This is a genomic window from Streptosporangium sp. G11 (assembly GCF_051192615.1).
Taxonomy (GTDB): Bacteria; Actinomycetota; Actinomycetes; order Streptosporangiales; family Streptosporangiaceae; genus Streptosporangium.
The window spans coordinates 18,254-44,233 of record NZ_JBPJUQ010000047.1 but is presented as its reverse complement, the minus strand read 5'-3'; the positions used below and the strand labels follow the sequence as shown (position 1 = coordinate 44,233).

General features: G+C 69.6%; 25 protein-coding genes and 1 pseudogene. 11 read left to right on the top strand and 15 right to left on the bottom strand.

What is annotated here, in order from left to right:
- The first annotated feature begins 37 nt into the window (after positions 1–37).
- Positions 38–1,756: a hypothetical protein gene (locus ACSDR0_RS33195; protein ID WP_435292874.1), complete on the top strand. Its 1,719-nt coding sequence runs from the start codon at positions 38–40 to the stop codon at positions 1,754–1,756.
- 294 nt (positions 1,757–2,050) lie between these two features.
- On the opposite strand, the gene ACSDR0_RS33190 is transcribed toward ACSDR0_RS33195, so the two are convergent.
- Positions 2,051–2,884 carry an NmrA family transcriptional regulator gene (locus tag ACSDR0_RS33190; RefSeq protein WP_435292873.1) on the bottom strand — a complete coding sequence of 278 codons (834 nt, stop codon included), beginning with the start codon at positions 2,882–2,884 and terminating at the stop codon, positions 2,051–2,053.
- Positions 2,885–2,965: 81 nt separating this feature from the next.
- On the opposite strand from ACSDR0_RS33190, the gene ACSDR0_RS33185 reads away from it, so the two are divergent.
- Entirely contained in the window at positions 2,966–3,904 is a 939-nt protein-coding gene (locus ACSDR0_RS33185; protein ID WP_435292872.1) for an AraC family transcriptional regulator, read from the top strand.
- 192 nt (positions 3,905–4,096) lie between these two features.
- Here the strand turns inward: ACSDR0_RS33185 and ACSDR0_RS33180 are convergent, their stop codons facing one another.
- Together ACSDR0_RS33180 and ACSDR0_RS33175 are read right to left on the bottom strand one after the other, a co-directional pair.
- Entirely contained in the window at positions 4,097–4,882 is a 786-nt protein-coding gene (locus ACSDR0_RS33180) for an rRNA methyltransferase (RefSeq protein ID WP_435292871.1), read from the bottom strand.
- 328 nt (positions 4,883–5,210) lie between these two features.
- Entirely contained in the window at positions 5,211–6,023 is an 813-nt protein-coding gene (locus ACSDR0_RS33175; RefSeq protein WP_435292870.1) for a phytanoyl-CoA dioxygenase family protein, read from the bottom strand.
- A 334-nt stretch (positions 6,024–6,357) separates the two neighbouring features.
- Here ACSDR0_RS33175 and ACSDR0_RS33170 point away from each other — a divergent pair.
- Positions 6,358–6,561: pseudogene (locus ACSDR0_RS33170) on the top strand (DUF6924 domain-containing protein); the annotation flags it as partial.
- Positions 6,562–6,736: 175 nt separating this feature from the next.
- On the opposite strand, the gene ACSDR0_RS33165 reads toward ACSDR0_RS33170, so the two are convergent.
- From ACSDR0_RS33165 to ACSDR0_RS33155, 3 genes are all read right to left on the bottom strand, one after another.
- Positions 6,737–7,207 (bottom strand): RICIN domain-containing protein, encoded by a 471-nt coding sequence (locus ACSDR0_RS33165; protein ID WP_435292869.1) that lies wholly within the window; start codon positions 7,205–7,207, stop codon positions 6,737–6,739.
- Between the two features lie 501 nt (positions 7,208–7,708).
- Positions 7,709–8,503: a hypothetical protein gene (locus ACSDR0_RS33160; protein WP_435292868.1), complete on the bottom strand. Its 795-nt coding sequence runs from the start codon at positions 8,501–8,503 to the stop codon at positions 7,709–7,711.
- 534 nt (positions 8,504–9,037) lie between these two features.
- Positions 9,038–9,763 (bottom strand): helix-turn-helix domain-containing protein, encoded by a 726-nt coding sequence (locus tag ACSDR0_RS33155; RefSeq protein WP_435292867.1) that lies wholly within the window; start codon positions 9,761–9,763, stop codon positions 9,038–9,040.
- Positions 9,764–10,043: 280 nt separating this feature from the next.
- Here ACSDR0_RS33155 and ACSDR0_RS33150 point away from each other — a divergent pair, with 280 nt between their 5' ends.
- From ACSDR0_RS33150 to ACSDR0_RS33140, 3 genes are all read left to right on the top strand, one after another.
- On the top strand, positions 10,044–10,787 hold the full coding sequence (locus ACSDR0_RS33150; RefSeq protein WP_435292866.1) for a serine hydrolase domain-containing protein: 744 nt from the start codon (positions 10,044–10,046) through the stop codon (positions 10,785–10,787).
- A complete protein-coding gene (locus ACSDR0_RS33145) occupies positions 10,742–11,158 on the top strand; it encodes a serine hydrolase (protein WP_435292865.1) in 417 nt (138 codons plus the stop codon). Before ACSDR0_RS33150 ends, ACSDR0_RS33145 begins: the two co-directional genes overlap by 46 nt.
- 192 nt (positions 11,159–11,350) lie before the next feature.
- Positions 11,351–12,274, top strand: coding sequence for an NADP-dependent oxidoreductase (locus ACSDR0_RS33140; protein WP_435292864.1), 924 nt, complete (start codon positions 11,351–11,353; stop codon positions 12,272–12,274).
- A gap of 393 nt (positions 12,275–12,667) precedes the next feature.
- On the opposite strand, the gene ACSDR0_RS33135 is transcribed toward ACSDR0_RS33140, so the two are convergent.
- The 4 genes from ACSDR0_RS33135 to ACSDR0_RS33120 form a co-directional block, all read right to left on the bottom strand.
- A complete protein-coding gene (locus tag ACSDR0_RS33135; RefSeq protein WP_435292863.1) occupies positions 12,668–13,735 on the bottom strand; it encodes a ferritin-like domain-containing protein in 1,068 nt (355 codons plus the stop codon).
- A gap of 471 nt (positions 13,736–14,206) precedes the next feature.
- Positions 14,207–14,476 (bottom strand): hypothetical protein, encoded by a 270-nt coding sequence (locus tag ACSDR0_RS33130; RefSeq protein ID WP_435292862.1) that lies wholly within the window; start codon positions 14,474–14,476, stop codon positions 14,207–14,209.
- Between the two features lie 18 nt (positions 14,477–14,494).
- Positions 14,495–15,250, bottom strand: coding sequence for an SDR family oxidoreductase (locus ACSDR0_RS33125; RefSeq protein ID WP_435292861.1), 756 nt, complete (start codon positions 15,248–15,250; stop codon positions 14,495–14,497).
- 502 nt (positions 15,251–15,752) lie between these two features.
- The gene (locus tag ACSDR0_RS33120; RefSeq protein WP_435292860.1) at positions 15,753–16,730 is read right to left on the bottom strand and encodes a helix-turn-helix transcriptional regulator; all 978 of its coding nucleotides are present in this window, start codon (positions 16,728–16,730) and stop codon (positions 15,753–15,755) included.
- 136 nt (positions 16,731–16,866) lie between these two features.
- Here ACSDR0_RS33120 and ACSDR0_RS33115 point away from each other — a divergent pair, with 136 nt between their 5' ends.
- Positions 16,867–17,262 carry a RidA family protein gene (locus tag ACSDR0_RS33115; RefSeq protein WP_435292911.1) on the top strand — a complete coding sequence of 132 codons (396 nt, stop codon included), beginning with the start codon at positions 16,867–16,869 and terminating at the stop codon, positions 17,260–17,262.
- A gap of 168 nt (positions 17,263–17,430) precedes the next feature.
- Here the strand turns inward: ACSDR0_RS33115 and ACSDR0_RS33110 are convergent, their stop codons facing one another.
- Positions 17,431–18,408 (bottom strand): helix-turn-helix domain-containing protein, encoded by a 978-nt coding sequence (locus ACSDR0_RS33110; RefSeq protein WP_435292859.1) that lies wholly within the window; start codon positions 18,406–18,408, stop codon positions 17,431–17,433.
- Positions 18,409–18,479: 71 nt separating this feature from the next.
- Between ACSDR0_RS33110 and ACSDR0_RS33105 the strand changes: the two genes are divergently transcribed.
- Positions 18,480–18,938, top strand: a complete 459-nt coding sequence (locus ACSDR0_RS33105; protein WP_435292858.1) for a rhodanese-like domain-containing protein — start codon at positions 18,480–18,482, stop codon at positions 18,936–18,938.
- Between the two features lie 330 nt (positions 18,939–19,268).
- Here ACSDR0_RS33105 and ACSDR0_RS33100 read toward each other — a convergent pair whose 3' ends face one another.
- Positions 19,269–20,777: a M1 family metallopeptidase gene (locus tag ACSDR0_RS33100; RefSeq protein WP_435292857.1), complete on the bottom strand. Its 1,509-nt coding sequence runs from the start codon at positions 20,775–20,777 to the stop codon at positions 19,269–19,271.
- Between the two features lie 197 nt (positions 20,778–20,974).
- The gene (locus tag ACSDR0_RS33095; protein WP_435292856.1) at positions 20,975–21,628 is read right to left on the bottom strand and encodes a class I SAM-dependent methyltransferase; all 654 of its coding nucleotides are present in this window, start codon (positions 21,626–21,628) and stop codon (positions 20,975–20,977) included.
- Positions 21,629–21,666: 38 nt separating this feature from the next.
- Between ACSDR0_RS33095 and ACSDR0_RS33090 the strand changes: the two genes are divergently transcribed.
- Positions 21,667–22,092 carry a MerR family transcriptional regulator gene (locus tag ACSDR0_RS33090; protein ID WP_435292855.1) on the top strand — a complete coding sequence of 142 codons (426 nt, stop codon included), beginning with the start codon at positions 21,667–21,669 and terminating at the stop codon, positions 22,090–22,092.
- A 66-nt stretch (positions 22,093–22,158) separates the two neighbouring features.
- On the opposite strand, the gene ACSDR0_RS33085 is transcribed toward ACSDR0_RS33090, so the two are convergent.
- The gene (locus ACSDR0_RS33085) at positions 22,159–23,112 is read right to left on the bottom strand and encodes a LysR family transcriptional regulator (protein ID WP_435292854.1); all 954 of its coding nucleotides are present in this window, start codon (positions 23,110–23,112) and stop codon (positions 22,159–22,161) included.
- 117 nt (positions 23,113–23,229) lie between these two features.
- On the opposite strand from ACSDR0_RS33085, the gene ACSDR0_RS33080 reads away from it, so the two are divergent.
- Both ACSDR0_RS33080 and ACSDR0_RS33075 read left to right on the top strand, forming a co-directional pair.
- Positions 23,230–24,042 carry an inositol monophosphatase family protein gene (locus ACSDR0_RS33080; RefSeq protein WP_435292853.1) on the top strand — a complete coding sequence of 271 codons (813 nt, stop codon included), beginning with the start codon at positions 23,230–23,232 and terminating at the stop codon, positions 24,040–24,042.
- Positions 24,043–24,099: 57 nt separating this feature from the next.
- Positions 24,100–24,744 (top strand): NADPH-dependent F420 reductase, encoded by a 645-nt coding sequence (locus ACSDR0_RS33075; protein WP_435292852.1) that lies wholly within the window; start codon positions 24,100–24,102, stop codon positions 24,742–24,744.
- 398 nt (positions 24,745–25,142) lie between these two features.
- Here the strand turns inward: ACSDR0_RS33075 and lgt are convergent, their stop codons facing one another.
- Positions 25,143–25,973 (bottom strand): prolipoprotein diacylglyceryl transferase, encoded by an 831-nt coding sequence (gene lgt, locus ACSDR0_RS33070; protein ID WP_435292851.1) that lies wholly within the window; start codon positions 25,971–25,973, stop codon positions 25,143–25,145.
- Positions 25,974–25,980 lie beyond the last annotated feature (7 nt).

Genomic DNA, 25,980 nt, shown 5'->3' with positions numbered 1-25,980 from the left:
CTAGGCGCGAGGAGAGCGGCTACGCGATCCTCAGATCGTGGACTATGAGGGCTTGACCGACGCCGAACGCCTGCTTTGGGAGAAGTCCCGCCGAGGCGCCCAGGTGGACCTCCCGGGCGGTGAGGTACGCGCCGAGGTGATCCGCGCCCTGCTCCTCGGCGCGAGCGACCGCGAGCCCGATCAGGTGCCGGCGATCCGCCTCCTGGGCGCGCACATCACCGGACCCCTGGACCTCTCACACGCCGAGGTGGCGCTCCCTCTCTTCCTCACCGACTGCGCCTTCGCCTGCCCGCCGGACCTCACGTGGGCGCGGGTGCGCACGATCGAACTCACCCGCTGCACCCTCCCTGGCATCACCGCCCCGTACGCCCAGGTAGAGGGCAGCATCACACTGGAGTCTTGCCGGTTCACCGGCCCGGCCGACCTGTCCGGCGCCAGACTCGCCGGTCATCTCGACCTTCGGGGGACGCGGCTGACGGGAACCGGCCCTCACAGCGCGTTACGCGCCAACCGCGTGGACGTCGGCGGAAGCCTGCTGGGGGCGGACGGACTCATCGCGGACGGGGCCATACTCCTGAACCACGCGCGCATCGCAGGCGATGTCGATTTCTCCGACGCGCACCTTCGCAACGGCGGCGGCGCTGTACTCGACCTCGAGCACCTGAACGTGGAGGGCAGCCTCATCTGTCGTCGGATCACCACACACGGAACGATCCGACTGTTCGCCGCTACGGTCGGCGGCCCGCTTCTGTTCGTCGACGCGCACCTGAACAACCCCGGCAAGCCGGTTGTCCTAGCGGAAGACGGCCTGACCGTGGGCGGCAGCGCACTGTTCGGCAGCGTGGTCGCGAAGGGCGAGATCCTCATGTACCGCGCGAAGATCGGCGGGATGCTGGCCTTCGGCGACGCGAAGCTCAGCAACCCCGGCGGCACCGTCCTGGCCCTGGACGGGCTGACGGTGGAGTCCATGCTCTTCTGCGCGGGCACCTTCACCGCTGAGGGCCGGATCCGGGTCGGCGGGTCGCGCATCGGAGCGGTGTTCAACTTGGAAGGCGCGCAGCTCAGCAACCCCGGCGGGCAGGCGCTCAGCTGCGCCGGCTCCACCATCGACCAGTTGCGGCTGCGTCCGCGCGCACCGATCGCGGGATCGGTCAGCCTGGCGCACACCAGCATCAGCCGGATCGACGACGACCTCTCCATCTGGCCCGAGCAGCTCGAGTTGGACGGCCTCACCTACGAGACGCTCACCACGCCTGGCCAGGCCACCGAGCGCCTGGCCTGGATCGCTCGCGGCGAGGCCGAGCACCACACACCGCAACCCTACGAGCAGCTCGCCGCGGCTTACCGCCGCCTCGGTGACGACCTGGCCGCCCGGCAAGTCCTGCTCACCAAACAGCGCCGCCGCCGCGGCAGCCTCCCCTGGTACGGCAAGGCCTGGGGTTACCTCCAGGACGCCACCGTCGGCTACGGCTACCGCCCGCTGCGCGCCGCCGCCTGGCTCCTCACCCTCCTCATCGTCGGCACCACCGCCTACAGCCTCCACCACCCGAAACCACTGGAGGCCGGCAAGGGACCCGGCTTCAGCCCCGCCATCTACACGCTGGATCTGCTCCTGCCCATCATCGATTTCGGCCAGGAACGCGCCTTCGCGCCAACGGGGGCACAGCAATGGCTGGCAAACGCCCTGGTCATCGTCGGCTGGATCCTCGCCACCACTATCGTCGCCGGCCTCACCCGCAGCCTGTCCCGCCAGTGACGTCTCTTCACCACTGATCCAATGAAGCGTGTCCTGCCCGCTCGATGAGGGGTGCCGGCAAAAACGCGTCACCAGCCCCAAACCATAACGTCTCTGCAGGTCAGGAAGGTATGCCTTCATGGAGACGTCGACCATCGGACCCATCGAGGTTCCTTGATGTAAACCGCTGACCTGCGTCTTCTCTCTCATTGGCGGCTGGTGACGCGTTTCTTGACGGCACCCCGGAATGGGTGGCCGCCATCCGGCTACCGCTGCTCCGCGTGCTCGGACCAGGCACCCCTTGGAATTACTCACCTAGGCGGCGTCCCACACACCGGTAGGGGCGATCTCGGCCACCCAGTCCGCGAAGTCGCGGGGCTTGCGGTTCAGGGCACGCTCGACACCGTCGGCCAGCGAGCTGTTCCGGCCGTCGAAGAACTCGGAGATGAGCGTGGCCAGCGGCTCGGCGAACTCGCGCGGGGCGCCGTCGTCGACGATCGCGTCGGCGAACCGGTCCCGGGTGATCGGCACGTAGCGGAGCTCGCGGCCCGTCGCCCGGGCGATCTCGCCGACACCTTCGGCGAAGGTCCACAGGCGGGGGCCCGTCAGCTCGTAGCGCTCGCCCACGTGGCCCTCCTCGGTGAGGGCCGCCACCGCGACGTCGGCGATGTCGTTGGCGTCGATGAACGGGTCGGCGTTGTCGCCGGCGGGCAGGGCCAGCACGCCGTGGCGCAGCGGCTCGAGGAACACGCCCTCGTCGAAGTTCTGGTTGAACGAGGCCGGGGCGACAATGGTCCACTCGACCGGGAGGCTCGTCACGGCGTCCTCGCACCGGACGGCCTCGTCCTGGTTTCGGGCGGACAGGAGGACCAGGCGCTCGACGCCGGCGTCGACCGCCAGCCGGGCCACGGCGGCGATGGCGTCGCCGGCGCCGGGCCACTCGACCTCGGGGTAGTACATCAGGTAGGCCGACTTGACGCCGGCGACGGCGCCGGCCCAGGTTGAGGGGTCCTCCCAGTCGAACGGGGGCTCGCCGGTGCGAGAGCCGACCCGCACGTTCACGCCTCGCTCGATCAGCTTCCGGGTCACCCTGCGGCCGACCCGGCCGGTACCCCCGAGGACCAACGTCGTGTGCTCGTTTGTTGTCATGGCTACAGCCTGAACGGCGTCATCTGGATGATCCATGGCTGAGATGCCGGAATGCATATCCAATCGTCTACTCTTGGACAGGTGGACGCACTCGCAGGGTTGCTTGAGGGGCCGCGGGCCAGCGGCGCCTTCCTCCTTCGCATCGTGCTGGACCCCCCATGGTCGATCCGGGTCCAGGACGGGTCGCCGCTGTGCCTCGCCGTCATGCTCAGCGGCGAGGCGTGCTTCGAGCCCGACCTCGGCGAGCCGGTGCGGCTGCGCCCGGGCGACGTCGCCATCGTCCGTGGGCCGGGCCCCTACGTGATGAGCGACGACACGGCGACCCCGCCGCAGGTCATCGTGCACCCAGGCCAGCAGTGCGTCACGCCCGAGGGCGTCGAGCTGCGCGAGCGGATGGCGCTGGGGGTGCGCACGTGGGGCAGCAACCCCGACGGGTCGGTGCAGATGCTGCTCGGCGTGTACGAGGAGGTCGGCGCCGTCGGCCAGCGCCTGCTCGACGTGCTGCCGCCGCTGCTGGTCGTGTCCGAGGACACGTGGGACTCGACGCTCCTCCCGGTGCTGGCCCGGGAGGTCACCAAACAGGGGCCGGCCCAGGGCGTCGTGCTCGACCGCCTGCTCGACCTGCTGCTCATCTCGGTGCTGCGGGTGTGGTTCGACCGGCCCGAGACCGAGGCCCCGGCCTGGTACCGGGCCTACACCCACCCGGTGGCCGGCGAGGCGCTACGGCTGTTCCACGAGGACCCGGCGAACGACTGGACGCTGGCGCGGGTCGCCGCCGAGGTCGGCGTGTCACGGGCGACGCTGGCCGAGTGCTTCCGCAACGCCGTCGGCACGCCGCCGATGACCTACCTGACCGAGTGGCGCCTGGCCCTGGCCGCCGACCTGCTGCGCCAATCCGACGCCACGCTGAACGCCGTCGCCAGGCAAGTCGGCTACGGCAGCGGGTTCGCCCTCAGCTCGGCGTTCAAGCGGGTGTACGGCATCAGCCCGCAGGAGCATCGCAGCGCCGCGCCGGCGTAGCGGGCTCCCGCCCGGGTCGCCGTCACCGGAGGCAGGGCAAAGGGTTCGCCCAGGTCGGGGTGCCGTCAAGAAACGTGTCACCAGCCCCGGACCAGAGAGAAGGCGCGGGTCAGCGGCTTGCGTCGAGGAACCGCGATGGGGCCGACAGACCGACGCCTCTATGAGGGCATACCTTCCTGACCTGCGGCGACGTTACGGTTGGCGGCTGGTGACACGTTTCTTGACGGCACCCCGAGTACGAGGACGTTCAGAGGTTCGGAACAGCGCGACAGCTCGGGTACCGATCTTGAAGGATGTTCGGGGGCGTGGTCCGCGGTCCGAGAGAACCTTGCGGCCCCGCGCCGTCACCGCGATCACGCTGTCGTGCGGGAGCACGGCCGTCAGAGCGTCGACCATGCCGGTGACTCCTGCCGCCGCGCTGGGTCCGCGCCAGTGGGTCTGTTCGCCATAGGGGACGTCGGTGATCACGATGTCGGGTGCGTGGTGGCCGAGTGTCCGCTGGAGCTGGTCGGGGTCGAACGCGTCGGCTTGGCGCACCGCGTGCGGCATGTCCCCCCCGGCGGCGTCGAGTTCGGCGGCGAGCCGGTGGGCGGCACGCGCGGCCGAGTCGTACGCCGGTTTGTCGAAGCGGGCGGCGCGCGCCCTGAGATCGGCGGCGCGGGCCGCCAGGCCGGCCTGGCTCAGCAGGGCGAGATTGCGTTCGGCCAGCTTCCGCGCTTCAGGGTCGAGATCGGAGGCCAGCACCGAGGCGATCCGGCGCCGGTGCAGCAGTGTCACAACGGTCAGCAGGTAACCGCTGCCGCAGCACGGGTCCCAGAGGACGGCGGGCTGGTCGCCGCCGCGCAGGGCCAGCGCTCGCTGGAAGATCTCGCTGGCCAGCCTGACGGGGAAGGCGGGAAACCCTGGGGCGGAGTGCAGCACCGCGCCGCCGGCCAGGTCCTGATGGCCGGTCCGGACGATCGCGTGACGGTAGGTCATGGCTCCATGGCCTGGTTCAGCCGCTCCGGCATGCCCGGTCTCCTTCTTCTTGACGACCACCGCGCCAGGCAGCGCCCACCATGCGGACCCGGCATTGACGGCGCTCCTTGATTTCGGCTGTTGACACTTGGGGAGTCGGTGAGACCTGCTCTGTGGATCTCCCCGTTCTTCGGGTGACGGTGTTCGGTCTCTTCGCGTGATCTTGTCCGGCCTGTCGTCGTGAGGCCGGTGCGCTGTGGACAGCACCCGCCCGATGGTCGACAACGGCTGGCGCGGCGCTGCCCGGGCACTGTTTCCCCGCCCGGTTCCAGGAGCGGATGAAGCATGTCTACCCGGCGCTGCAGTCGGTGCCGTCCCCGTCCGGACCGGGGGTGTCCTGTCCCAGGCCCCGACGGATCGCGATCTCCACGGGTGAGTACGCGCCGTCGGCCCGCTCCAGTTCGTACGGCGCGGCCGGCATCAGCGGCGGCTGGGCCATGAAGCGCGGCCGCACCCCATGGTGCGGTTGCGCCGCGTGCACCAGGAATGGGTGGCACAGGAAGACGTCGCCCGGGGACCCGGTGGCGAGGGCGAGTGGCCGGTGCTCGGACGCCGCCACCAGATCGGGCGCAAGGACCAGCCCGCTCGCCCCGTCCTCCCCGTACTTCTCCAGCACCTTCGGCACGTCGAGGTGTGAGCCGACCCGGATCCGGGTCGGGGCGTCCTCCTCACCGACCTCGCTGAACAGGAACAGCATCAGCAGCGCCCGGCCCCGGGAGCGCAGATTCGTGAAGTACCAGCTCTCGCCCTCCGGCAGATAGCTCCCCTCGATGTGCCAGCCCGCGTCCTCCGGCTCCTCCTCGTGCGGGAAGCGCAGCGGGAACGTGCCCAGCGAGTAGCGCGGCTCCCAGCATCCCGCGCCGACGAGCAGGTCGTACGCGCGCTGCAGGAACGGGGAGTTGGGTGCGGCGGCGAACGGCCCCTGCGCCATGCCGGCCACCCAGTGCACGGGCTGCGTCCACGTCGCTGGATCGTCCGGGTCGCAGCCCGTCTCTCGCCACAGCAGCCGCGCGCAGTCCGCGGCCACGCGCGGCGCGACGGCGCCCTCCAACTTCACGAAGCCGTCGCGGAGGAAGCGGGATACCAAGGTCGTGTCATCCATGCCCCCATCGTGCGGCGACACCGGCCCCGATCACCCGACATTCTCCGCACCGCCTTTGTCGGGTGTTCACCGGGCCCCTTCTCGCCCCCTGAGACGGGCCTTGAGGAGCAACGGAACCGTGTTCGCCTGCGTCAACCCCGCGTGCGGGTGGGTCGGCCGCGCCGGCACCAACGCCGCGATCAATATCAACAACGCCGACGGACCAGCGGTGTCAGGACGTGGAGACCTCGGGGTTACCCGGGCTGTGAAGCGTCAACCCCCGCCGCGCTGCTTAACCGCGACGTGACGGGAGGATCCCCGCCCTTCAAGCCGGGGAGGAGGGCAAAAGGACCCGCTCTTCGTCATCGCCGACAAGGTCACCGTCGATTCGACGGAGATGCCGTTCCTGCTCATCGAGCTGGAATGCGCACGGGAGATGCGCGTCATCCCCTCCGAGATCCCTTTGATTCATGCCAACCTCTCCATCGCCAACATGGACTTCGGCGAGTTCGCCGAGAGCGCCGATGCGGACGGCGTCTTTCGCGGGTTCCGCGGCTGAACCGCCACGCCGCCGAGAAGCGCGGAACGTCATCAGTAAGGCTTAGGGGGAACGACGACTCGTGACAGTTGAATACGCGACTCCACCACTACCAAGTCCCGTAACCGGTTCGCCCCGGGCCACCGCCGGTGCCGTGGTGACGGCCGCGCAACGCTACCCGCCGCGAGGGTGACCACTACGCAGTTTGGTAGGCCCACTGCTGGTAGACGCCGCGGTTGCAGGGGTGAGTGTAGACGTCGTCGGCCCGGTTGCCGTCAAGGCAGAGGCCGGTCGCCTTGTTCCGGATCTCGTACACGGTGTATCCCCACGTTCCGGTGCCGACGGCGGTCACCCACCATCGCTGGTAGTCGCCGCCGTTGCAGCGGAGTCCGTAGACGTGGCGCGCGTGGTTGCTGTCCAGGCAGGTCCAGGTCGGCGTGGACTGGACGATCTCGAAGTAGCCGCCCTCTTTGGGAATGAACCGATGCGAGAACATTGTGGTGGTGGCGAAGGAATCGGTGTAGGCGTCATGCGGTCCGTTTTGGTCGCCATAGACGAGGTTGCCCCAGCTCACCTGGTTGCGCAGGTATCCCCACGTGTTGGCCGGGACCGCGTGGGCCGGCCCGGCCAGGGTGAGCAGCAGCGCCGCGCTGAGCGAAACGCCCACGAGAGCGCGTCGCAGGTTTTAAATATTGTCATGCGTGGATTTTATGGTGACCTATTCGGAGCTCTCCGAACGCGCTGTGAATGCGGTGCGAACGTAGCGGGGCCGGTAAAAATTCACCTTTTGTGAGGGGCCACGGTGATTACGGACAGCCGTCTTGCGGCGTGTAGCTATGCGGCCATTTGGGATGAAAGGGACTCGTTGAGCACTTCCAGGGGCGACCGGTAGCCGAGTGCGGACGTCGCAGGTTACAAACCCTTCGACGTAGCGGATGACCTGCCATTTCGCCGTGGCCCGGGTGGTGAGGACGAAACGGTGTAGCCACTCGTTCCGGCCTTCTCCCCCGAACGTGTCCCTAGCCCAAAGTAAACCGACCTGCGCGGGTCCCCCGGCTTCCGAGAAATCGTGTTTCCGAAAGCGGAGACGGTCACGATTTTTGAGAATACACACGGCGGATAGGCGAAACCCCGGCTCGGCACCTCCGCGAACAGGACCGCGCCGCTGTCACAGCCCGTCCCTGTCCTCGAGCTTGGTCGTCACCTTGTTCGCGGGCGGCGCCTTGATGGAGACCCTGGCGCCCCAGCCGGTGAAGCGGGTCTCGACGCTGATCGTCTTGCCCTCCCACCCGGCGCTGTCGAAGATGCCGGTGACGGGGAAGGACGTGGTCAGGCGCTGCGGCAGACGGTTTCTGTCCACGGTGAGTTTGAACGTCACCACGGTCTTGTCGCTCGACCGGAGCGGCAAGGTGGCGCGAAACCAGGGCGAGACCTTGGCGAGTCTGCCGAAGGTGGTGGTACCGCTGTAGCTGGTAGGGGTCTTCTTGGCACCCTTGAGCAGGCTGGTGAGGGTCGCCGGCTCGGCGACGTTCACCAACTGGCTGAACCAGCCGTCCACATCTCCCGTCATGCCGTCCGGGTCCTTGTACCAGCTCTTGCCTCGCGGCATCTTGTCGCGGTAGGTGCCGCCCTGGGAGTAACTCGTGGTGCCGATCCGGATCGTCCGTGCGGACGCAGGCGGGTCGAGGGGATCGTCGGCCGGGCCGGCGTCCTTCGAGCTGATGTCGGAGGCGACGATCCCGCCCCGGCCGAACTGGAAGGAACCGGTGCGCCGCAGGTAAGGTTTACCCTCACCATCTTCGATCATGGTGGTCCGGTCGGTGAACTTCACTCCCTTGCCCGCGACGAACTGGCTCTTCAACGCCTTGACCGGGTCGGCGGGGGCGACCTGGGCCTGGGCCGGTGCCCCGGTCACGAGCGCGACAGCCGTGGCCGCGGAAATGCTCACGATCATTCGCTTCATAGAGGTTCCTTGATAGTCCGGGACAGAAAGGGCAATCCTTCCCGATCTTGATCACGGACGTGTCTCACCCCTCTTCTGGCGGCATAGCCCAGCACCAGGAACACCGCTCGTTTCACGGATGCGGCCGTAGCCGGTGCAGCGCCTCGACCTGCTCCTAAGACGGCATATGGCCGGTGACCGGTTCGCCCCGGGCCACCCCAGTGCCGTGGTGACGGCCGCGCGCAACGTCGCCCGAAACAGCGGCGACCCCTGACCGACGCAGCGCGGTCGGCGCGGTCGCTCCTCATGCTGTGGCCGCCGGTCCGGGGGGCTCGGGTGGCGGCCGCGTCGCGCCGCATCCGTAGTAAGCGCGGCCGCGGTGGTCACGCGGGTAGTGGGCCCGGTTCGCGGGCGAGGGTGCGCCGGACAGGATCAGGCGGCCCTGGCCGGCGATCGCGGTATCGCGGTGGCGTTTGCCGGGGGTGCGCGTCCACTCCTGCTCATCCGGCCACCAGGCATAAGCGTCACGGCAGACGAGGGTGATCAACACCGGGCTTACCCGTGCTCGTCCGTCTGGGGGGCGGCGTAGACCTGGCGCCAGTGCTCGGCCGAGCGGATCAGGTCTTCTCCGACGCGGGTGAGGAACTGGCTCATGTTCTCCAGCCGGACGCCGGCGGAGGTCGTCGGGCCGAGGGTGCGGGCGCTTTGCCGGGCGGTGTCGGCGAGCAGGGCGTTGGCGCGGGCGCTGGCCATCATGGCCTGGTACCAGACGTTGTCGTCGATGACGTACCGCTCGGCCCTGCGCCGGGAGTCGCGTTCGCGCCGGATGAGTTCCTGGGCCTCGAGGTAGCCGACCGCTTTGGAGATCGAGGCGGGGCTGACCTGAAGGCGCTGGACGAGTTCGGCGGAGGTGAGGCTGCCGCTGTCGGTGGTATACAGGGCCGCCAGCATTTTGGCCATCATCTGCGGAATCCCTCCCTGCACCAGCAGGCCGGTGAGCTGGTCGGCCACCTCGCGCACGGTTCGCGGGTCGCGTCCACCGGCGTCGGCATCACCGCGTACGGCCGCGGGAGTGGTGGTCCTGTGGTGGACGCGCCGGTCGGCGGCGCGCTGGGCTTGGTCGGCGTGGTAGGCGCCGGGACCGCCGTGGCGCATCACCTCACGCGTGACGGTCGAGGTGGGCCGTTTGAGGCGGCGGGCGATCTCTGCGTAGGTCAGCCCACCGGCCAGTCCATCGGCGATCTGACGGCGGTCCTGCTGGGTGAGCCTGTCTCCGGGCACGGCGTCCGCCTCCTGGTCACCCGGCCACCCGCGCGGCCAAGGGGATTCCGGTTAACGGACAGTGTGCATCCGGCAGCGACGACCTGCAACTCGCGACGGTCAGAGTTGCATTAATCGGCAACCTTCATGCAACGAACATAGGCGTCTGAGCTGCTAATACTCTGTTGCTTCACGTATTCATGATTGACGATCCAGCGTATGCAACGTAGCTTTTCCTTTGTCGCGAAGATCGATGACAGAGCGGGCGAGCAGTCCCGTCAGCCCCCGAAGGAGACTCCATATGAACACCCGGGCCATCACCCCCGCGAACCCGATCGTCCCCGGCCAGGCCGAGGTTCAGCGCCTGTTGGAGGCCGCCGTGATCGAGCAGGGCTACCCCGGTGCGATCACCGAGATCCGCAACGGCACACAGCGGTGGTTCGGCTCGGCGGGCGTGGCCGACACCGCCACCGGCCGGCCGCGCACGCCGCAGGAGCGGTTCCGCGTCGGCAGCATCACCAAGACCTTCACCGCCACCCTGGTCCTGCAGCTGGCCGCCGAGTACCGGCTGAGCCTGGACGACACGGTGGAGAAGTGGTTGCCCGGCCTGGTCCAGGGCAACGGCCACGACGGCGGCGAGGTCACCATCCGGCAGCTGCTCAACCACACCAGCGGCATCTTCGCCTACACCCTCGACGAGGGCATGCTCGAGCGCTACTGGACGCCCAAGCTGCTGGAGCACCGCTTCGACAAGCCGACCCCCGAGGACCTGGTGAAGATCGCCGTCTCCTACCCGGCCGACTTCCAGCCGGGCCAGGGCTGGGGCTACTCCAACACCAACTTCGTCCTCGCCGCCATGATCATCGAAAAGGCGGCCGGCATGTCGTACGCCGACGCCGTCGCCTACCGCATCGCCCGACCGCTCAAGCTGGCCGGCACCTACGCTCCCGGCGGCGAGACCGGCTTCCGCGGCCCCACACGAGCAGCTACTCCAAGCTCATGCTGCCCGACGCCGACGCCCCGGTTCACGATGTCACCGAGCTGAGCCCGTCGTACGCCTTCGGGGTCGGCGAGATCATCTCCACCGCCTCGGACCTCGGCACCTTCCTCAGCGCCCTGCTGAGCGGCCGGCTGTTGCCGCCCGTCCAGCAGAACGAGATGTTCACCATGACCCCGGTCCCCGACGGCAAGTGGCTGGACGGCTACAGCTACGGCCTGGGCATCTCCTCGGTCACCCTGCCCTGCGGCACCACCGTCTACGGCCACGGCGGCATGATCACGGGCACCTGGTCATACCTGTACGGCACGCGAGACGGCGAGCACATCGTCACCCAGAACGTCAACGGCGACTGGGGCATGCCGCCCGTGGGCCTGTTCATCGACGTCCTCGACGCGGCCTTCCGTCCCGCCGCCTGACCCGCGCCCCCTCGGCGACCTGCGATGCGGTGGCTACCGCCAACGGCTGTTCCGCTGTTCCTCAACCCCGGTTATATCCTCGCGGGAAATCGGTGCGGCTGACGGAGGGGCCGCGCAGGCTGGAGGCATGCTTCGACAAGCTGGCGGGATTCCAGCTGGGAAGCGTATCTCCGCCGTCAGTGAGGACCTGTCGTGCAAGCCATCACCGTTCAAGACCGCGCCGCCGGTCTGGCCGGGCTTTCCCTGACAGAAGAGCCGTACCCCCACGCCGCCGAGAACGACGTCATCGTGCGGGTGCATGCCGCGGGGTTCACCCCCGGAGAGCTCGACTGGCCGGGAACGTGGTCCGATCGCGCGGGCCGCGACCGGACGCCGAGTGTGCCCGGGCATGAGCTGTCGGGTGTCGTCGTCGAGTTGGGGTACGGAACCACCGGCCTGACCGTCGGCCAGAGGGTGTTCGGGCTGACCGACTGGACCCGCAACGGCTCGCTGGCCGAGTACACGGCGGTGGAGGCCCGCAACCTCGCGCCGCTGCCGGCCGACGTCGACCACACCGTGGCCGCCGCACTGCCGATCTCAGGGCTGACCGCGTGGCAGGGCCTGTTCGACCACGGCCACCTCGCCGCCGGCCAGACCGTCCTGATCCACGGCGCCGCGGGCGGTGTCGGTTCCATCGCGGTGCAGCTCGCGCGCGAGGCGGGAGCCCGAGTGATCGGCACCGGCAGGGCCGACGACAGGGACACGGCACTCGGTCTCGGCGTGGACGCCTTCCTGGACCTGCAGGCCGATCCCCTGGAAGACGTCGGTCAGGTCGACATGGTGTTCGACGTCATCGGCGGCGACATTCTGGACCGCTCGGCCGCGCTGGTGCGCGCCGGCGGCACGCTCGTCACCATCGCCTCGCCACCCACGGTCCGGCCCCGAGACGGACAGGCGATCTTCTTCGTCGTCGAACCTGATCGCGCCCGGCTCGCGGACCTGGCCCGGCGGCTCCGGGACGGACGGCTGCGCCCGATCGTCGGGGCCGTGCGAACGCTCGCCGAGGCGCCCTCCGCGTTCGCGCCCGCCCAGCGCACCCCCGGCAAGACGATCATCCGGGTCACGGAAGGCGGATAGCCGGCTACGCGCGCGGACGGCGGGGCGAAGGTGGAGTCGCCCCGGTTCGGTAGACACGTCAGTGCTTTCGGCTACGCGGCGGCATGGTCGTCTCCTCGGACAGTCTTGAGGGTTTGGCGTCGCTCGTATTCGGCAGGGCCGAGCCGTCCGCCGGCGGAGTGACGGCGGCGTGGATTGCAGAACCCCCGAGGTAGCCGAAGATCGCCCGCCCGGCTTCTGACCCGGTATGCAAGGTCCAGCGGTCGATCAGCTCGCACTCCGGTGAGGCGAAGAGGCTCTCGGTGACGGGGCCTTGGAGACGATCTCGCGTTCGCGCCGGTGCGGAACGCCGCTGTAGACGACGTGCGGGCCGTCGCGGAGCACGACGGCCCGCCGCCGGTCGTCAGCGCTTCGTCAACGCGACTCGGGTGACACGTATTCGAAGGTCGGCCCGGCCGTGGCACCGTCCTCGTCGGGCGTTCGCATCAGGGCCTGAGCTTGGGCCTTGAGCGCGTACATGGCGCGCGTGGCGTCCGCGAGCAGTTTCGGGTTGCCGTTGAACGCATCCTGCAGCAGCTGCAGGAGGTCGCGGTAGGTGTGGTTGAACTCCTCCTGCGCCGTGCGGATCGCGCTGCCCGGGGCATGGTCGGCCAGCCTCGGGTTGTGCCGCATCGGCCGTACGCCGGCCCAGTCCACGGAGATCGTCTCGCCGGTGGGCCCGGACTGCGGGGTGTCGCCGCGCCGGTAGCGCCGGCCGGCCTTGAGCTCCTGGAACCGGTAGTAGTGCCCGACCTCGTCCCGCTCGGGGTAGAAGACGTCCTGATCACCGTCCCAGACCTCACCGCGGGAGGTGCCCTCGCCCTGCTCGACGATCTCCTGCAGCGCCGCCAGCGCGGAGTCCAGACCGTCGACGGCGACCAGCCGCCCGGCGGTGTGCCGGAAGTGGCCGGCGCTCACCTGGCGGGCCGGATCGCCGCTGAAGACCGCCCGCTCGCCGAACCGGTCGCACAGGTGACGCAGTCCTTGTTCGATCGCGGCGTAGAACTGCCCGATCGTCTCATAGTCGTCGCCCTCCGCCGCGGCGCCGGGCGGTGCCGGCCGTTCGAGACGCAGGAACATCTCCAACGCCTCGGCACCGAAGGGAAGCAGCGACAACTCCAGGGACCGGTCGCCGTGCGGCAGGGGCCGGGGGTGCGGCGGCAGCAGCTCCGGCGTGTCCAGCCGCGGTCGGCCACCGACGGCGTTGAGCAGATTGGCGGCCAACACGAGGTGCAGCATCTCCTCGACGAAGACGCTGCCCACCACCTCGACGGCTTCCGGGCTGCGCTCCGGGTCGAGCGAGTACAGCGCGCACAGGTACGGCGGCAAGGTCGCGTGTTCCAGCTCGATCGCCCACTGCAGATGCTCACGAAGGCTGTCGAGCGTGTCGATCCGTGCCGATGAGGCGGCAGCGGCGGGCTTTTGCGGTTGTGAGTGTTTCATCGGTGTCATACCTCGGTTTGTCGGAAGGGGCGCCCCTCTGGCGCCCCCAGAGGGGCACCGGAGGGGCTTTGGAGTGTCACGCAACGTGATCGCCGGGCCGGAAGCCGCCCCCGGCGCCTGGACCGCGTCGAGCAGGCCCCGCGGGCCGATTTCCTCGCGCTCGACGTCCGTCGGACCGAACAGCCGGCTCCGGTGCCCACGTCCAGCGATCTCGGGCCGGCCGACAGCTCGCGCGTCTCGGCCGGCCAGGCCAGTGCGGCCGGACCCACGCCGCCGCGGCGAGTGGCCGGTATGGCGTCGCTGCCCGAGGTGCTCGAGGTGCTCGACGGCGGCGTCAGCGTCGGCGGTCCGACCGGCGACATCATCGAACTCGGCGATCAACGCCGATGCGGTCACAGCGGAACTCCGTGAAGGCCCTTGCGGTGTCCGCCACTCCCCTGTGGCCGTCATGCCGCGATGGTTCGGCCGCACTCAGGACGGGCGAGGGGCGCGGCGGTCCTTACGCTGGGCGAGTTCTTCGTCGTCGACCAGGGTGAGCATCGGCCGGCCGGGTTCGCACAGCATCGTGACGGTGAAACGGAGCCGGACGTCGTCGCGGTTGTTGCCGTCCTGGTAGTGGATGACGTCGCCGCCCGGTTCCCAGAACGCCTCTCCCGCGCGCACGACCCGCTCCGGCTCGCCTTCCACCTCCAGCAGCATGGTGAGCGCCGTCTGCCACGCGGTCGATCTCAACGTGGGCATGGAACCACCTTTCGTCGATCACTTTCCGGTGGCGGTCCGGTCGAGCCAGTCGCGGTAGTGGATCTGGCCCAGGGAAGCGCCGTCATCGGGCACCAGCGTGCGCTCGCTCGGCACGCTGCCGAAGTAGTGCGCCCGCGGGTCGGTGACCACCTCGCGCGGGTCGCCCCAGGCGGCCAAAGCCTTCCGGAAGAACTCGTCCATCCGGAACCGTTCGGGCCCGCCGACTTCCACCCTGCCATTCAGCGGTGATCCCACCGCGACCCGGCCGACCGCCTGGGCGACGTCGTCGCCCGCCATGGGCTGGAAGAGCACGGGCGCCATCCGCACCTGGTCGCCGTCCGTGGCCTCGTCGGCGATGCGCCGGACGAACTCGAAGAACTGGGTGGCGTGCACGAGCGAGTACGGGGTCGACGACTCCGCGATCAACTTCTCCTGAGCGATCTTCGCCCGGAAGTAGGGGTTCCCGGGCGGCCGTTCGGTCCCCACCACCGACAGCGCGACGTGGTGGCCGACGCCGGCCTCCGCCTCCGCGGCGAGCAGGTTGCGGGTGGAGGTCGTGAAGAACTCCATTACCGCGGCCTCCTCGAAGGAGGGAGAGTTCGACACGTCGATCACCACCTGCGCGCCCTTCAGCACCTCGGCCAGCCCTTCGCCGGTAAGCGTGTTGACGCCGGTGTTCGGCGCCGCCGCCACCGCCTCATGACCGTGCTCCCCCAACTTCGTCACGAGCTTCGACCCGATCAGGCCGGTGCCGCCCACTACCACGATCTTCATTGTGAACCTTCCTGTCCGCCGGGGCACTTGCCCGCCCTCGGTCTCCAGCTAAGACAGGACAGCCCTCCGGCCTGTGACAGATCCCGCGCAAAGTTTTTTACGGGCCTGGTGACCGCCATCACGCTCGCCCCTCCGGCCCGGCGGGCCGCAACGGCATCGGTCACCGACTTCGCCCACGGCGTCGCCGAGATCCAGCCGATGACCGGCCCGATGCCGGCCGCGGATGCCCATGAAGCCAATACGTGGCGGTTGTGGGTGTGGGGCCACCGGCGGTGCCGGTGCTTGAGCCATGTGACCAGCGCGTTGTGCGCGAGGGCACGCGGCCAATGCCGAGTCGGCCGCGCGCCCTCGCGGAAGCGGGGCGGCCAGGAGCGGGGGCGTCATGGCGTGCCGGCCACCGAACGGATCGCCGGCGGGGTCGGGCGGGTGCCGGGGCATGCGAAGTGCCGCCTCTCGATGGGCCCCGACAGGAACGCGGCCTGCCCGCGGAAGGCGACAACCCTCAGGGGGACACTCCGTAGCGGGTGGCGATCGCGGCGGCGCGGTTGCGCAGGGAATCGCGCAACCACTGCGGGGCCAGGGCTTCCGCGTTCGTGGCGAGCTGCCACAGCGCCCATTCGGCGTGTCTCGGATCTTGGAAGGTCACCTCCAGCCGCAGCCGGCCGTCCGAATCGGCTTCTTCGGCGCGGACGGCCAGCGCGGTGCCCACCAGGTCCTCCCGCCGTGCCGGGTCCACCCGTACCAGCACGGTGACCTGGTCGCCGCCGGCCCGAAACCGGGTGCTGCGTTCCTGCCAGGCCCGGTCCAGATCGACCCGGTCCGGTCGCTGTGCGGGTTCGGCGAGTTCCTTGGCGGCCAAGACCCGGGACAGCCGGTAGGTGCGGTCCGCGCCAGACCTCGTGGCCAGCAAGTAGCCCTGGTCGCGTACGGTGACCAGGCCGATCGGGTCCACCGTGCGCCACTTCGGGGTCTGGTCCACAGCCGCGTAGTGGATGCGCAGCTTGTGTCCGGCGAAAACCGCGCGCAGGACCTCGGCCACTACGGCGTCAGGCACCTCCTCCTCAGCGACCAGCCGACGCGAGAGGAGGTCGGTCTCCGGGTCGATGAGCAATCGCTCGGCCGCGCCGGCCGCGGTGTCCCGATAGCTTTCGGGTAGCGCGTCGACCACCTTGAGCATCGCCGAAGCGAGCGCCGAGCCGAGGCCGAACGCCTGCGCGCCGCGCCGCGATCCGGCGACCAGCAGGGCAAGGGCCTCGTCGTGGTTCAGTCCGGTGAGCTCGGTCCGGAAACCGGGCAACAACGCGAAACCGCCGTGCCGGCCACGTTCGGCGTAGACCGGGACGCCCGCCGCGGACAGCGCCTCGATGTCGCGCAGCACGGTGCGGGTGGACACCTCCAGCTCGCGGGCCAGCGCCGCCGCTGACAGCCGACCATGCTGCCGCAGCAGCAGCACCAGCGAGACCAACCGGTCGGCGCGCATACGAAAACTCTACAGAAATACACGACACAGGATGTCGTGATTTGCCGGGAGGCTAATCGACATCACGAAAAAGACGGTGGCTACCGAGCCGATCGACGTACGTGATGTCGACGAATCGAATGGAGCTGGTGTGGCAATGGAGCGAACGGCGGTCAACCCGTGGGCGTGGTCGGTGGAGATGGGGTACAACCAGGGTGAGATCGTCTCCGGGCACACCCGGACCCTGTACTGCGCCGGGCAGACCGCGATGAGCGGCGACGGCAAGCCCCAGCATGCCGATGACATGGCGGCGCAGTTGGCGCTGAGCCTCGACAACCTGGAGGCCGTACTCGGCGAGGCCGGCATGTCCCTCGCGAACCTCGTCCGGATCAACGTCTACACCACCGACGTCGATCGGCTCTTCGAGCACTACGGCGTGCTGGCGTCGCGGTTGGGCGCCGCCGGGGTGGCACCGTCCACCACGATGCTCGGGGTGGCACGGCTGGCGATCCCCGACCTGATGGTCGAGCTTGAGGGGACCGCCGTCGCCTGACGAGACCTCGCCGCCTCCGGCAGGGCTGCCGGAGGCGGCACGAGCAGCGGGGGCCGGACATGACGAGAGCGCCCGCCCCACGCAGAGGCGGACGCTCCCGGCGGCCGACGCCGAGGCCGGGCGGCTACAGGACGGTCACCGCGTGGCTTCGCCGTAGCCGCCAGCAGGTCATACCCGGGTGTGGAAGGCGCGGCGGTAGGCCGATGGGGAGGTCCGCATGGCGCGGCCGAAGTGGTGGCGGTAGGTGACCAGCGTGTCGAATCCGATGGCTTTGGCGATCTCCTCGATGGGTGTGCTGGTCGTCTCCAGCAGCACGAGGCTGGCCTGTACACGCTGGTCGATCAGCCATCGGATCGGGGTGGTGCCGGTGGAGCGCGCGAAGTGGCGCAGGTAGGTCCGCGTCGACATGTGCGCTTGCCGGGCCAGCGTCTCGACGGTGAGGGGGGCTGCCAGGTGCTCCAGCGCCCACGCCATGCTCTGGGCGACCCGGTCGTCATCGGGTGCGGTGCTCATGGGCGCTTCGATGAACTGGGCCTGCCCGCCGTCGCGATGGGGCTGGATCACCAGCCGCCGGGCCACCGCGTTGGCGATGGCGGCGCCGAAGTCCTGCCTGATGACGTGCAGGCACAGATCGAGACCGGCGGCGCTGCCGGCACTGGTGAGCACATTGTCGTCGTCGATGTAGAGCACGTTCGGATCGACCTGGACGGCAGGGTAGCGGCGGGACAGCAGCTCGGCGTAGCGCCAGTGGGTGGTGGCCCGGCGGCCGTCGAGCAGGCTCGCTTCCGCCAGGGCGAAGGCGCCGGAACAGATCGACATGATGCGGGCGCCACGCCGACGCGCCAGGCGCAGCGCCGCCACGAGGTCCGGTGAGGGGACGGCGGTGACGTCAGGCACGCCGGGCACGATCACCGTCTCCGCCGCGGCGAAATCCTCCAGGCCGTGCGGCGTGTACAGGTTCGCACCGCCGATGACACGGACCGGCCCGTCATGCTCCGCGCACACGGTGAGCCGGTACCAGGGAAGGTCGAACTCCGGCCGCGGCAGTCCGAACACCTCGGTGACGATGCCCATCTCGAACACCGACATGCCTTGGTAGGCGAGGACGGAAACCGTCGGCCCGCGCCGGACCGGCAGGGGAAGCATGGCGGGATCTTAGCGCAAGGCGTCAACAGCGCCGCTGGTGGCGATCGCCGCCGACGGGCAGGATCGTCGGCATGTCGAAAGTGCTCTCCATCCCGTCGGCCACGTCCGCCGAGGCCACCGCCCACTTCGCCGCGCGGCTGCGCCACGAGACCGATGTCAGTGATGTCCATGCCGACCTGGAGGCCCGGGTGCCGGGGCTGTTCGTGGTCGACTCCCGCAGCCTGGAGGCGTGGCAGCAGGGCCACCTGCCCGGCGCCCTCCACCTGCCCACCGGAGAGGTCGCGGCACGCGCGGCTGAGCTGATCCCCGCCGACACGGTCGTGGTGACGTACTGCTGGGGTCCCGGCTGCAACGGCGCGACCCGGGCCGCGCTGGAGTTCGCCAAGCTCGGATACCAGGTCAAGGAGATGATCGGCGGCTACGAGTACTGGGTGCGCGAGGGACTGCCGGTGCGGACCGGCGACGATCTGATCCGGCGCCCGGCCGACGACCTGACCGCGGTGAGCCTTGGGATCGTCTGCGGCTGCTGAAACCCCGGCCGGCCAGGCCCGTCACCCCCGATGGGCCAGGCCGGTGAGACTCCGGTGGAGCAGGACGGAAGTTGGAGCCGATTACTTCTGAGAACCGACATTCTCATAGGTAACGGGAAGGCAACTTCCCAGAACCTATGTTGCGCGCGGATTCGATGCCGGTGGATGCGCGCGGGTTCGCCGTCACTGGGTCGCGCGGACTTGAGGTCGGTGAGCACTGCCGGTCACCTCGGGTGGCCGGAGGCCGAATCGGGTCTGATGGCTCACATCCGACCCGCTCGGGCCTGGCCACCACGAGCGGCACCCCGGTGGACCTTCCCGGTCACGGCACTAGGACTTCCAGTCCGGGTGGCCCGGCATCGGCGGGGTCTCGGCGTTGTGGATCCAGCCGTTGATGTAGCCGGTCAGGTCCTTGCCGCTCACCCGGTTGGCGACCTCGATGTAGTCCCGGGTGCCGGCCGAGCGGCCGCGGAACTCGGCGAAGAAGGTCTTCTCGATCCGCCGGAAGGTGTCCTTGCCGACCATTTCCCTCAGGCCGAACAGCATCAGCAGGCCCCCGGTGTTGGTTCCGACCAGTACGTCCCGCGCGTGCTTCATCTTTCCCGGAGGGCCCGACTCGACGCGCTTCTCCCCGTCGAATTCGTAGCGGGCACGCAGCCCGCGCGAGGGGTCATCGAGGTCACGCCAGCCCTTCTCGACGGCGTAGAGGACCTGGTAGAACTCGGCATGGCCTTCGCTGATCCACATCTGGTTCCAGTCGCGCACCGAGACGGCGTCGCCGAAGTACTGGTGGGCCAGCTCGTGGACCATGGTGATCGCGTCGTTCTGGGTTTCCTCCTTGGTCACCCTGCCTCGCCGGTCGGCTCCGGTCAGGTTTTCCACGGCGTAGGTGGAGATGGTCGCGGTCTCCAGGGCGACGCCGTTGTAGTCGTCGGGCACGCCGAGCACGCCGTAGGTCTCGAAGGGGAAGGGGCCGACCTGCTTTTCCATCCACTTCATCTGCTCGGCGATGCCGTTGACGAGGGCGCGGGTCCTGGCGGCCTGCGCGGTGGCGACGTAGCTGCGCAGCGGCAGACCATGCGGTCCCTTACTTTCGACCAGGGTGAAGCGGCCGACGGCCGCCTGCGCGACGTGGGTCGGGATGGGGTCGCGGGTGGTGAAGACGGAGGTGACGCGGCCCGCCTTCTCGGTCCGCGCGCGGAGCGTTCCGCCGGCGACCGCCTGCAGGCCCTTCGGGGCGGTGATGCGGAAGGTGACCTTCGCCTTGTCGCTGGGATGATCATTGCTGGGGAAGAACAGGTGAGCCCGGTCCGGCTGTCCCATGACCGCGAAGCCGTCCTTCTTGTCGACCCAGGCGGTGCGGTGCGGTTTCTCGTCCTGGGGGAAGGCGGGTGACTGCGGGTTGGCGACGCGGTCTACCCGGTAGGAGACGTCCACGCGGAACGGCCGCCCTCCGGGCAGCGCCTTCTCCGGCGTGATCAGCAGTTTCTCCCCCGAGACGCGGAAGCCGGCGGGGCGGCCGTCCACGGCGACCCGGGAGATCCTCTCTACCGCCGCGTCCAGGCTGAAGCCGGACAGGGCGTGTGTCGCGGTGGCCTCGATCCTCACCGAGGCGTCCATTTTCGTGGTGCCGCTCCGGTAGTCGTAGCTCACGTCATAGGAGCGGACGTCGTAACCACCGTTGCCCAGGTACGCGAAGAGCGGGTCGCCCGCGCTGCGCGCGCCGGGCTTGGCGAGCACCGATGCCCCGGTCAACGCGCTCGCGCCACCGCATCCGGTCAGCACCATCATGGACGCCGCGACCGCGGCCAGTGCGCCAGGCATTCGAAAAGAGAACATGACGGTCATCTTGTGCGGATCGGGCATCAACCCTGCCGGCGCCGCGTATCCGTCGGCGCTCGGCCACGTATCGGCTGTGCATACAGCACCCCGTCAGGTCCTTTCTGATCGCCTTGCCCGCTTTCCTCCACACCAGGGCCGCACTCGCCGGGGCCGAGCTTCAATGAGTCGGAAGCCGGCCGGCGTGTTATCCGCGGTCATGACGGCATGCCGGTCGGATTGTCGGCAAGCACACAGGCGACGGGCGGGTCGAGCTCGAGGGTCTCGACCCGGAGACGGGTGAAGCCCGCCTGGGTGAGCATGTCCTGGAGCTCTCGGGCGGCTCGGGCCGTGGTGTCCCGGGTGGCACCGGGGCAGCGGGGCTGGCTGACAAGCGCGATGCGTCCTGCGGGGCGAAGCAGGCGGCGTAGCTCGCGAAGCCGCTCCACCGGGTCGGGCCAAAACCCCGCGGAGTTGACGGCGAGGACGGCATCGAGCGGATCGCCGAAGCTCGGCAACCGCTTCACGCAGGCGTGCGTGAGGTGCACGCGGTGGGCGCGGACGGCGGCGGCGTTGCGACGGGTGGCCTGGCGGACCATGGCCTGGGAGTGGTCGACGCCGAAGACGTGGCCCCGGGTGGCGCGGACGGCGAGCTCGGCGATGGCGACGCCGGGGCCGAAGCCGATCTCGAGCACCCGGTCGGCGGGCTGCACGTCCAGCAACGACACCGCCCAGATGTTGCGCTGCCGGTTGGAGCGGCGATGAGCGAAGATCCAGCCGACCGCCCACCCGACGATGCCCCGGGGGTGGTGCGCCTGGCGCACCAGTTTTCTGAGCGCGCGCTGCCTGAGAGACGTACCTGCTGTTCGCATGATCGCCAGTCAACGGCTTCAAGTATGCTTGAAGTCAAATGGACGAGCAGTTGACGATCGGCGAGCTGGCGAGCCGCACCGGTGTCGCCACCTCCGCTCTGCGCTACTGGGAGGAGCTCGGCCTGCTCCCGGCACCGACCCGGGTCTCAGGCCAGCGGCGTTATCCGCCATCGGCGGTCGAGCTGGTCGGTGTGGTGTTGTTGCTGCGAGATGTCGGTTTCACCTTGCGAGAGGTCAAAGCGTTCATCGCGTCTCGTTCGCCGGCCGGCGACGGCTGGCGGGAGCTGTGCCAACGCAAGCTCACCGAGCTGGACCAACGGATCGCCCAGGCTCAGGCGGCACGCACCGCCATCGCCCATGGCCTGGCCTGCCCGCACCAGGACCTCTTCGAGTGCTCCAACTTCGCCGATGTGATCACGGCACGCCTGACGGGATCTTCTCTCGAAGAGGCTCATTCGCACTGACCTCGCTGCCGGGACAGGGGGCCGTCCGGTGCCGACGTCACGTTGGTATTCCGCCCCCCGTTCGCCTCAGGTGTCATCACTGCCCGGTTCGGAAGGTGAGGGCCCGTCGGAGGCGGCCAGTGGTGCGAACAGTGCCTGGACGGTTTCGATGGCCAGGTCGCGCAGCCAGGTGTGGGCGCGGTCGTCGTCGTAGCGCTGGTGCCACAGCAGGTACAGCGGGATGGCGGGCATCTGGAGTGGCAGGGGCAGTGTGATCAGGCCAAGCTGGTCCCGGGCCGCACGGGTGACCGCGTCGGGAAGGGTGAGCACCAGGTTGGTGTCGGGGGCGAGTCGCAGCGCGAAGGCGACGGTGGGTCCGGCGGCCACGACGCGGCGTTCGTGCCCGTACGTGGCCAGGGCGTCGTCGATCGGGTCGCGCAGGCGTCCGCGCCGCGAGACGGTGAGGTGTTCGGCGGCCGCGTAGCGCTCGAGGCTCAGCGGGCCTTCGGTGAGTGGGTGGCCTGGTCGGACGGCGACAACGAGCTGATCGCTGCCGACGAGGCGGTGGCGGATGTCGGGGAGCGTCGGCCGGCTGGAGCTGGATTCGAGGTCGACCTCACCCCGTCGTAGCTCGGGGGTGTCCGTGCCGGATTCGGCGGGCAGGCGCAGTTGGACGCCGGGGGCCTGGCGGTGGACGGCGGCGATCAGGGCCGTGCCGCAGGCGGCGGTCAGGGCGTCGTGCCAGCGCACGGTGAACACCCGCTCCAGAGCCGCCAGATCGAGTTCCTGCCGCGCGGACAGAAGTTGGTGGGCCTGCTGCACGAGGGCGTGGACCTGAACCCGGAGGGCCAGCGCGCGGGGGGTGGGGACCATGCTGCGGCCGGTGCGGACCAGGATCTGGTCACCGGTGACCTTGCGGATGCGGCCCAGGGAGCGGCTCATCGCCGGTGCGGTGACGTGGAGGCGGGCCGCGGCGCCGGCGACACTGCCCTCTTCGAGCAACGCGTCCAGAGCCGTGAGCAGGTTCAGGTCCAATTGCATATGAGTAACTCTACAAGTGAAAAGCATGCACTTGTTGTTAATCACCGAGCGGCCTACCTTCGAAGCGCGGGCGCGAGACGGACCGCCCCGCAGCGACCGGACCCCGAGGAGCTCACCATGAGTACAGCCATGCCTTTCGACGCCGACGCGACGCTCATGTCCGATGTGACGGCCGCGGTGAAGACCGCCGGCCTCACTCTGCGCGACCGCTACACCCCGCACGCCCGAGGCGTGAGCCTGAACGAGGTCGTCTATGAGATCCACGCCAACGACGACGCGGTGCTGGACGTGCTGCGGGAACCGCTGCTGCGGGCCCGGCGTGGATCGCAGTGGGCCGAGGACGAACTGGCCGGTGGCGCGCTCCCGCCCGGGGAGTGGTGGATCGTCGACCCCGCCGAGGGCAACATCAACCACGTCCACGCCATGCCGGACTGGGCCGTCACCGCTACCCTGGTCCGCGACAACCTGCCGGTACTCACCGTCATCCACCTGCCGTTGACCGGCGACACCTACACCGCCGTGGCCGGCGGCGGCGCCCGCCTCAACGACCGGCCCCTGAAGGTGTCCGCCAAGACCGACCTGGGCGCCGCGCTCGTCGGCACCGGTCAGGCCAAGCCTGGCGAGGACAAGCACACCTTCCGGCGGATCGGCGAGTCGGTCACCGCCATGCTCGCCGGCACACTCGTCGTGCGCGTGTCCGTTCCCGCCACGTTGCAGCTCATCCACGTCGCCGGCGGACGCATGGACGCGTTCTGGCAGTTCTCCGACGTCCGCTCCGGTCTGGTCGCCGGTGCCTTGCTGGTCTCCGAGGCCGGAGGCGCCGTCACCGACCTGGCGGGCGAGCCCTGGAGCACGGGCAGCCGAGACCTCCTGGCCGCCGCCCCCGGCGTCCACGCCGCCGCCCTCGAGGTCCTGTCGCCGATCACCTGACCGCGAGGCGCCCCCTCCCCCGTTCCTCCCGCCCGACACCGCAAGGAGCACCATCTCATGACCAGCATCGGCATCCTGGGCGCCGGCCGCGTCGGCGCCAACCTCGCCGGCAGGCTCGCCGCGGCCGGACACCACGTCATCCTCGGCCGCCGGAGCCCGAAGGAGCGGGCCGCGGCGCCCACCGAAGACATCGACCCCCGCATCTCCTTCTCCGACCAGCGCACCACCACCCGCACCGCGGACATCGTGATCAACGCGACGCCTGGCGACAGCGCCCTGGAGCGCCTCACCGACCTACGCACCGAACTCGCCGGAAAGATCCTCATCGACGTCTCCAACGCCACCCGCGGCGCCGACGGCCTGCCCGGCGATCTGTGCTACCCCGGTACCAGCCTCGCCGAGCAACTCCAGGCCGCCCTCCCCGACACCCGTGTGGTCAAGACTCTCAACACCATGTTGTTCATGGTCATGACCGCCCCCGAAATCCTGGCCACCCCGCCGACCGTCTATGTCTCGGGCAACGACGAGCACGCGAAGAAGACCGTCACCGGCCTGCTCGGCGACCTGGGCTGGCAGCCCGCGTGGATCGAGGACCTCGGGGACATCACCACGGCCCGCGCCACCGAGGCCATGATCCTGGTCGTGCCCCACATCCTGCGCCGGCACGGCTTCGAGCCCTTCGCCGTCTCCCTCGCCCGCTGACCCCGCCGGGGCCGCGCCGCGAAGCGGGAGCCGGCCCCGTATGAGAAAGCCGCCCGCGCCTTCGCCCGGTTCGCCCAGGCGGTTTCGCTCGGATCGGTCACGCGGCCACAGGTCCGGCCACCGGCGACCGCCGCGTCGACTCCTGTGAGCTCACGACCACTCCCGGTGCGGCCGCCGATGCCTTACGGATATCTTCTGGGCGCGGGACCACACCGCGCGGCCACACCCGGCTCGCCCGCACACCTCGCGCATGCGCGCGCGGAGATGTACCGAAGCCTGGAGAGGATCTCGCTCAGGTGGCACGGGATACGGATGGCGAGGTCCGGGGAAAAGGCTCGGGCGAGGGCGTCTTCAGGAAATGACGCGTCGCCGTCATCGTGCCGATCGACCTCGCCCCGTCACGTGTGTCCATGGGGAAGCCCGCCGCCTGGTCGATCCGCCGGAGCGACCTTTCGCGTGGCGGTGAGGTATATGACCGCGGCCGTGAAGGCGAGCAGGGCGGTCCAGTCGTTGAGGCGCAGACCGAGGATGTGGTGGGTGGGGTCGATGCGGAGCCACTCGATCCAGGCGCGACCGGCGGTGTAGGCGGCGGCGTAGAGCGCGAATGTCCGGCCACGGTCGAGCCGGAACCGCCGTTCGGCCCAGATGACGAACCCGGCCACGCCCAGGTTCCACAGCGACTCGTAGAGGAAGGTCGGATGGTAGGTGGCAGTGGATTCCAAACCGGGTGGCCGATGGGCGGGGTCGATTTCCAGCGCCCAGGGCAGGGTCGTCGGCCTGCCGTACAGCTCCTGGTTGAACCAGTTGCCCCAGCGGGCGATCGCCTGCCCGAGCGCGATCCCGGGCGCGACGGCGTCGGCGAAGTCGCGCAGCGCGATGCCGCTCCGGCGGCAGGCCAGCCACGCGCCCACCGCGCCGCCCGCGACGGCGCCCCAGATGCTGATCCCGCCCTCCCAGATCGCGAACGCGCGCAGCGGGTCGTCGCCGGGGCCGAAGTACTGCTGCCAGTCGGTGGCCACGTGGTAGAGCCGGGCACCGACCAGGCCGAACGGCACGGCCCAGGCGGCGATGTCCCCGACCGCGCCAGGCTCGCCGCCGCGAGCGACCCAGCGGCGCCGGGTCACCCAGATGCCGACGAGGACGGCGAGCAGCATCAGCAGGGAGTAGGCGCGGATCGGGAGCGGGCCGAGATGCCAGACGGCTTGGGTCGGGCTGGGGATGGCGGTCACGCCGTCG

Bases quoted from the DNA above. Each gene is read 5' to 3' on its own strand.
- ACSDR0_RS33095 (WP_435292856.1), bottom strand. From the start codon at position 21,628: ATGCGAACAGCAGGTACGTCTCTCAGGCAGCGCGCGCTCAGAAAACTG.
- ACSDR0_RS33115 (WP_435292911.1), top strand. From the start codon at position 16,867: ATGGAGCGAACGGCGGTCAACCCGTGGGCGTGGTCGGTGGAGATGGGG.
- ACSDR0_RS33145 (WP_435292865.1), top strand. From the start codon at position 10,742: ATGCTGCCCGACGCCGACGCCCCGGTTCACGATGTCACCGAGCTGAGC.
- ACSDR0_RS33150 (WP_435292866.1), top strand. From the start codon at position 10,044: ATGAACACCCGGGCCATCACCCCCGCGAACCCGATCGTCCCCGGCCAG.
- ACSDR0_RS33175 (WP_435292870.1), bottom strand. From the start codon at position 6,023: ATGGATGACACGACCTTGGTATCCCGCTTCCTCCGCGACGGCTTCGTG.
- ACSDR0_RS33135 (WP_435292863.1), bottom strand. From the start codon at position 13,735: ATGAAACACTCACAACCGCAAAAGCCCGCCGCTGCCGCCTCATCGGCA.
- ACSDR0_RS33110 (WP_435292859.1), bottom strand. From the start codon at position 18,408: ATGCTTCCCCTGCCGGTCCGGCGCGGGCCGACGGTTTCCGTCCTCGCC.
- ACSDR0_RS33125 (WP_435292861.1), bottom strand. From the start codon at position 15,250: ATGAAGATCGTGGTAGTGGGCGGCACCGGCCTGATCGGGTCGAAGCTC.
- ACSDR0_RS33160 (WP_435292868.1), bottom strand. From the start codon at position 8,503: ATGAAGCGAATGATCGTGAGCATTTCCGCGGCCACGGCTGTCGCGCTC.
- ACSDR0_RS33085 (WP_435292854.1), bottom strand. From the start codon at position 23,112: ATGCAATTGGACCTGAACCTGCTCACGGCTCTGGACGCGTTGCTCGAA.
- ACSDR0_RS33190 (WP_435292873.1), bottom strand. From the start codon at position 2,884: ATGACAACAAACGAGCACACGACGTTGGTCCTCGGGGGTACCGGCCGG.
- ACSDR0_RS33105 (WP_435292858.1), top strand. From the start codon at position 18,480: ATGTCGAAAGTGCTCTCCATCCCGTCGGCCACGTCCGCCGAGGCCACC.
- ACSDR0_RS33080 (WP_435292853.1), top strand. From the start codon at position 23,230: ATGAGTACAGCCATGCCTTTCGACGCCGACGCGACGCTCATGTCCGAT.
- ACSDR0_RS33180 (WP_435292871.1), bottom strand. From the start codon at position 4,882: ATGACCTACCGTCACGCGATCGTCCGGACCGGCCATCAGGACCTGGCC.
- ACSDR0_RS33130 (WP_435292862.1), bottom strand. From the start codon at position 14,476: ATGCCCACGTTGAGATCGACCGCGTGGCAGACGGCGCTCACCATGCTG.
- ACSDR0_RS33090 (WP_435292855.1), top strand. From the start codon at position 21,667: ATGGACGAGCAGTTGACGATCGGCGAGCTGGCGAGCCGCACCGGTGTC.
- ACSDR0_RS33075 (WP_435292852.1), top strand. From the start codon at position 24,100: ATGACCAGCATCGGCATCCTGGGCGCCGGCCGCGTCGGCGCCAACCTC.
- ACSDR0_RS33120 (WP_435292860.1), bottom strand. From the start codon at position 16,730: ATGCGCGCCGACCGGTTGGTCTCGCTGGTGCTGCTGCTGCGGCAGCAT.
- ACSDR0_RS33100 (WP_435292857.1), bottom strand. From the start codon at position 20,777: ATGTTCTCTTTTCGAATGCCTGGCGCACTGGCCGCGGTCGCGGCGTCC.